Here is a 5504-nt window from a genome sequence, read left to right as displayed (position 1 = left end):
ACCCTGCCGACCACAATCACCTTGTGATTGACCCGAACACCGCCCCTGTTGTTGAGTACATCTATTCAATGGCAGAGGAAGGGCTGGGGCTTCACCGCATCGCCAAGCGGCTCCACGATGAAAAAGTTCTGAAGCCGTGTTACTACAAGAAAGAGATGTTTGGCCGCTTTATTGATGATGAAAAGATGTATGATTGGGATAATGCCTATATCAGTCAGGTTCTGCACAGCCCGGTCTACGCCGGACACATCATCTACGAAGCCAAGCCCACCGTGTCCATGAAATCCAAAAAGCGACGTTATATTCCGTTTGAAGAACGTGCCATCGTTCCGAATACACATGAAGCAATCATCCCACAAGACCGTTGGGAGAACGTGCAGCGCATCCTTTACAGCCGTTCTGGCTGCTTTATGTGTGATAAGACCGACTACGACAATATTTTCAAGGGAATTATCCGCTGTGCAGACTGCGGCAGAACGATGTTAGTCAAGGTTGAGCACAGGCGCAAACGCAACAGTGTTCTGGATCAGACCTTTTATTGTTGCAGCACTTATCGGAAATATGGTGCGAAAGCCTGTGACTCTCACAATTTGGAAGCCCGTGTTCTGCATGAAGCTGTCTTTGCAGACATTCAGGCACACGCAAAGGCTGCTGTGAGCAATCGGGAAGCCCTTGTGAAGAAGATTGCAAATCAGATGCACCTCCGGGTGTCCTCTGACCGGGCGCAGCACAAACGGGATTTGAAGCAGTGTAAAGCACGAATCGCAGAAATCGAAGACCTGTATGCAAAACTTTATGAGGACGTATCAAAGGGACTTCTCCCGGAGAAACGTTTTCAAATGCTTGCGGATCGCTACGACAAAGAACAGGCTGAACTGACCGACAAGATTGAGCAGTACGAGCGGGAAGGCCGTGCTGAACACGATCAGCTGGACAAGATTCAGGATTTTATTGATGAAGTCAGCAAGTACGCTGGCATCACCGAACTGAACTATAAGATTCTGCATCAGCTGATTGACAAGATTCTGGTATCCAAAGCGGAAAAGGTCGATGGCGAATACGTCCAGAAAATCCAGATTTTCTACCGCTTTATCGGCCCATTGGATGCCATTGAATAACAACGTCAGAAAAGTCACCTCCGAGAACTATCCTACAGATTCCGGACGGGAGGGAGAACTGATCTTCCGACTTGTCTACCAGCAAGCGGAGTGCAAAAAGCCCTTCTCTCGTCTATGGCTGTCCAGCATGGAGGAAAACGCTATCCGGGAAGGGTTCGCCCACCTCAAACCGTCAACTGAATACGATGCGCTGTACAACGCAGCACTCTGCCGGGAACGCGCCGACTGGATGGTCGGCATCAATGCATCCCGGCTTTTTTCGTGCCTGTACGGTCAGCCGCTGGCGGTGGGGCGTGTTATGACCCCGGTGCTTGCCATGACGGTGGTGCGAGAAGCCGCCATCGCCGCCTTTACCCCGGAAAAATTCTACACGGTGGATCTGGAACTGACCAGCGGCTGCACGGCATCCAGCCGCCGCATTCCTGAAAAATCCGTTGCTGAAAACCTGTTGAAAGCCTGCCGAAAGGAGATGGTAGCAACGATCCAGCGCATCACCCGCAAGGAAAAGTCCGAGAATCCACCACCACTGTATGATCTGACCACTCTTCAGCGGGACGCTAACCGCTTGCTGGGGTACAGCGCACAGCAGACTTTGGACTATGTACAGAGCCTGTATGAGAAGAAACTTACCACTTATCCCAGAACTGATAGCTGCTATATCACTGACGATGACGAGGAAATGCTGGAGGAACTGACTGAGGAGTTGGAGGGTTTTCTCGACATTACCTCGGCAGATGTGGACGAGGCTGTGCCCCGGACACGGCGCACCGTCAACCGGGAAAAAGTCACCGACCACCACGCCATTCTGCCCACCCGCAGTATGCTGCAAGCAGATTTGGACGCACTGCCCAAGGGCGAGCAGAACGTCCTGAAACTCATTATCGCCCGGACGCTGATGGCAGTCAGCAAGCCCTTCCGGTATCTGGAAACCCTGCTGACCACCGAATGTGCTGGAGAGGAGTTTACTGCCAAAGGTAAGGAGATTCTGGAGGAAGGCTGGAAAGCGGTGGAGCGCAAGGTGCTGGCAGATATCCTGAACCGGAAGCAGGAACTCACCGCCCTGCCCAATGTCGCAGAAAATGAGTGCGGCATCCTCAATGCCGAACTGAAAGAGGGCCAAACCTCCCCGCCGAAGCACTTTACCGAGGATACCCTGCTGCACGCTATGGAAACCACCAGTGCGGATAGTATGCCGGAGGGTGTGGAGCGTCAGGGCATCGGTACCCCGGCAACCAGAGCCGCCACCATCGAAAAACTGGTGCAGAAGGGTTTTCTGGAACGCAAGGGCACCAAGAAAAACAAGGTACTTCTGCCCACGGACAAGGGCAAAGCCCTCATTACTGTGATGCCCGAAGAGATCCAATCCCCGGAAATGACCGCCGATTGGGAAACGAAGCTGCTGCGTATTGAGCGCAGCGAAATGGAGCCGGGTGAATTTATGACCGAGATCAATACGATGATTACCGAACTGGTAAAGAATACAGAAATGAAAAAAGGAGCGAATGCGCTTATGAAAAACAAAATCATTGGTGTCTGCCCGAATTGTGGTGCAAATGTCGTGGAGCGTGAAAAAGGCTGGTTCTGCGAGAACCGGGAGTGCCGTTTTGTCCTGTGGAAGGACAATGCGTTCTTCAAGCGTCTGGGCAAGCGGCTGGACGCTCATGTGGCGGACAAGCTGCTGCGGGATGGTCGTGTCCGCTTGAAGGACTGCAAGAGTGCCAAGGGCAAGACCTACAATGCCACCGTGCTGCTGTCCTGTGAAGCCGATGGCCGCAGCAAGTTTTCTCTGGAATTTGAAGGTGGGTGCTGATGGAGCAGAAAAAAGAAGCGGTCTACCTTATCAACGATGAACGCTATCTCCACCTCCGGGAAAACGGTGCAGGCGTCGGCTTTGCCACCTACAACAAGGTAACTGGTGAGCCGCTGGAAAGCGGGCAGATCTCGGAAAAGAACCTGCCGCCCGATGGCAGGAACGCCATTTCTGCCGCCCGGAACTGGTATCTGTTTGAACTTTCGGACGATGACCGCAAGGTCATCCAACAGGAAAGCGTAAAGATCCTCGAAAACATCCCGCAAGCTGGTATCGGCAGACGGCGCATCTGGGAGCCTGAAACGCTGCCGAAGGATATTCGTCTCATCAACAGCCACTATGATGACCTCTATCGCATTCCAGATGGCGGCGTGATTCAGGTGGATTACCCGGATGGGCGCAGTTTTACGGCACGGGTGGAGCATCTGGATGATTATCACTTTGACATGGGCGGTCTGGGCAATGTGTTCCACATCTGCCAGTTTGCCGAGGTCATGGAACGGAACCATGCCGACTTCTACCCGGAAATTCAGACACAAGACGAGCAGGCTGCATGGGAACTGGGCGGCAAAGGCTATCTTGCCATCCAGTCCTGTGAGGATGGATGGGACTACACCCTCTACCACAGCGATTATTCTGTGATGGACGGCGGGCAGCTGGATGCCCCGGAACTGACCATTCAGGAAGCCCGTGAGCAGATTCTGGAAGCACATCACATGGAAAAGGGCCGGCGGCTACTGCAGGACTACGATGCAGTCATGGATAAAGTTGCGGAAGCCGAGGAACTGAGTGCAGACCATCGCCCTTCCACACTGGAAAAGCTGGCAGAACTGGCAAGTGATACGTCTGCGCCAAAATCCTCTGCACGTTCTGCGCCAGAACTGTGAGGTGGACGATGCAGCAAAAATGGAACCAGAATTTTGACGGCGACCCCATGACGGACATCCCGCAGAAATTCCTGAACGCAGGGTGCAATGTTTATATGGTGATGCAGCTGCGGCATGACGAAAAAATCTTCGATGAAAGATTTGCTTCTATGCGGGAGTTGAACCGTCGAGGCAAAACGCCCGACCCGGAGCATTACGAGGTCACCTACTATGCTGATCTGCCCGCCATGTGGCAGGATGTGCCGAGCGACGAGGTTTTGGAAGAACTGTTTCAGATGTTCAACCTCTCCCGTCCGCAGGATTTTGAGGGACACAGCCTGTCGGTCAGCGATGTGATCGCACTTAAACGCAATGGCGAGGTGTCTGTGCATTATGTGGACAGCATCGGCTTCAAGGAACTGCCGGGGTTTCTGGATACAAAGCCGGAACGCCATTCGGTACTGATGAATCTCAAGGAAAAGTGCGATGCCCCGGAGTGTAACCCAACTGGAAGCCGGAAAGCGAGGACTGAACATGAACTTTGACCATGAAGAACTCATGCTGATGATGCTTTACAACACCGGCACCCGACTGGGGCTTATCCACGAACTGCGGCTCATGCAGTGCTACCTGATGCCCGATGAGACTGCTCTGCGGGAACTGTCCGAACAGGTCATCGAGAAGCTGAAACTGCTGACCGATGCAGAGTTTGCCGAATTGGAATTTCCCCCGGACTGATTATTGCCGCCTACGGGCGGCGTACATAAAGTATTTTGTTCTTCCAAAAGATATGCTATAATCAAATTAGACAAAATTCCTCTCTTCAAGCGATTTCTCCGCAATTTTCCTGTGGCTCTGCTCGTATCAAAAATAAGGGACCGATTTTTAATTGTCAGAACGGAGGAACCATTATGGCAATCTTTGAAAAGACCATCCGAAACAAGAATTTTGACAAGTTGCTTCGGAAGCTGGAAAATGAAATCCCGGACAGCAGTTGGTCGGCAGATTTAGAGGCAGGCAGTGATTTCAAAGAGGGCGATGCCCGGTGCAGTGTCCGTGTGTTTGAACGGTACAGCATGATGGGCGGCAACCGCCTGAGTCTGACACTGACCATGTTCCAGAATGGAGATAGCCCGATTCGGCTGTCTGCAATTACAGCGGGCGGCAGTCAAGCGGTGTTCTTCAAGGTGAACACCCTCGGAGAAGAATCTTTTCTGGACGATGTAAAGGACCTGCTGGAAGAAATTTTGGAGGAATAAGATGTTTTACGCTGGAATTGATCTGCTGTTCAGCATTCTGTTTCCCATCCTGTTCCTTGTGGTTTTGGGCATGATCCTATACACCATCATCGGAAATATCAGCACATGGAATAAAAACAACCATTCGCCGCGGCTGACCGTTCCGGCAACGGTGGTGGCAAAGCGCACGGAAGTTTCTCGCCACCATACGGATAATACGATGACGCATACGTTCACGACCTATTATGTGACCTTTCAGGTAGAAAGCGGCGACCGCATGGAACTTACCGTAAGTGGTTCGGACTACGGAATGCTTGTGGAGGGCGACATTGGAAAGCTGAGTTTTCAGGGCACCCGCTATCTTGGGTTTGAGCGGAACTAAGTGTTTCTTACATTATATAGTATGGAGTGCTGCATGAACGATCTGTTTATCCAAGGGCTGACCATCGACTGGAACAGAGTTCGCCCATAC

At 52.1% G+C, this 5504-nt stretch carries 7 protein-coding genes; all 7 read left to right on the top strand.

Annotated elements, in window-relative coordinates:
- Window positions 1-1118: recombinase family protein (locus tag DWV57_RS14030; protein WP_243112370.1), on the top strand; the 1118-nt coding region annotated here is incomplete at its 5' end.
- Window positions 1105-2928: a DNA topoisomerase gene (locus tag DWV57_RS14025; protein ID WP_120021101.1), complete on the top strand. Its 1824-nt coding sequence runs from the start codon at window positions 1105-1107 to the stop codon at window positions 2926-2928. The genes DWV57_RS14030 and DWV57_RS14025, both read left to right, overlap by 14 nt.
- Window positions 2928-3815 (top strand): LPD16 domain-containing protein, encoded by an 888-nt coding sequence (locus DWV57_RS14020; protein ID WP_120021100.1) that lies wholly within the window; start codon window positions 2928-2930, stop codon window positions 3813-3815. The genes DWV57_RS14025 and DWV57_RS14020 overlap by 1 nt, the downstream gene beginning before the upstream one ends.
- Before the next feature lie 8 nt (window positions 3816-3823).
- A complete protein-coding gene (locus DWV57_RS14015; protein ID WP_120021099.1) occupies window positions 3824-4339 on the top strand; it encodes a YodL domain-containing protein in 516 nt (171 codons plus the stop codon).
- Window positions 4329-4532 carry a transposon-transfer assisting family protein gene (locus DWV57_RS14010; RefSeq protein WP_097793492.1) on the top strand — a complete coding sequence of 68 codons (204 nt, stop codon included), beginning with the start codon at window positions 4329-4331 and terminating at the stop codon, window positions 4530-4532. The genes DWV57_RS14015 and DWV57_RS14010 overlap by 11 nt, the downstream gene beginning before the upstream one ends.
- Before the next feature lie 173 nt (window positions 4533-4705).
- The gene (locus DWV57_RS14005) at window positions 4706-5053 is read left to right on the top strand and encodes a DUF6054 family protein (protein WP_005921745.1); all 348 of its coding nucleotides are present in this window, start codon (window positions 4706-4708) and stop codon (window positions 5051-5053) included.
- A 1-nt stretch (window position 5054) separates the two neighbouring features.
- Entirely contained in the window at window positions 5055-5414 is a 360-nt protein-coding gene (locus tag DWV57_RS14000; protein WP_120021098.1) for a DUF2500 domain-containing protein, read from the top strand.
- The last annotated feature ends 90 nt before the right edge of the window (window positions 5415-5504 follow it).

The sequence above is a fragment of the Faecalibacterium sp. AF10-46 genome, from assembly GCF_003604105.1.
GTDB classification, from domain to species: domain Bacteria; phylum Bacillota; class Clostridia; order Oscillospirales; family Ruminococcaceae; genus Faecalibacterium; species Faecalibacterium taiwanense.
This window is presented reverse-complemented; position numbering and strand designations above follow the sequence as displayed.

Coding starts and splice junctions, on each gene's coding strand:
- DWV57_RS14025 (WP_120021101.1), top strand. CDS start 1,105: ATGCCATTGAATAACAACGTCAGAAAAGTCACCTCCGAGAACTATCCT.
- DWV57_RS14020 (WP_120021100.1), top strand. CDS start 2,928: ATGGAGCAGAAAAAAGAAGCGGTCTACCTTATCAACGATGAACGCTAT.
- DWV57_RS14015 (WP_120021099.1), top strand. CDS start 3,824: ATGCAGCAAAAATGGAACCAGAATTTTGACGGCGACCCCATGACGGAC.
- DWV57_RS14010 (WP_097793492.1), top strand. CDS start 4,329: ATGAACTTTGACCATGAAGAACTCATGCTGATGATGCTTTACAACACC.
- DWV57_RS14005 (WP_005921745.1), top strand. CDS start 4,706: ATGGCAATCTTTGAAAAGACCATCCGAAACAAGAATTTTGACAAGTTG.
- DWV57_RS14000 (WP_120021098.1), top strand. CDS start 5,055: ATGTTTTACGCTGGAATTGATCTGCTGTTCAGCATTCTGTTTCCCATC.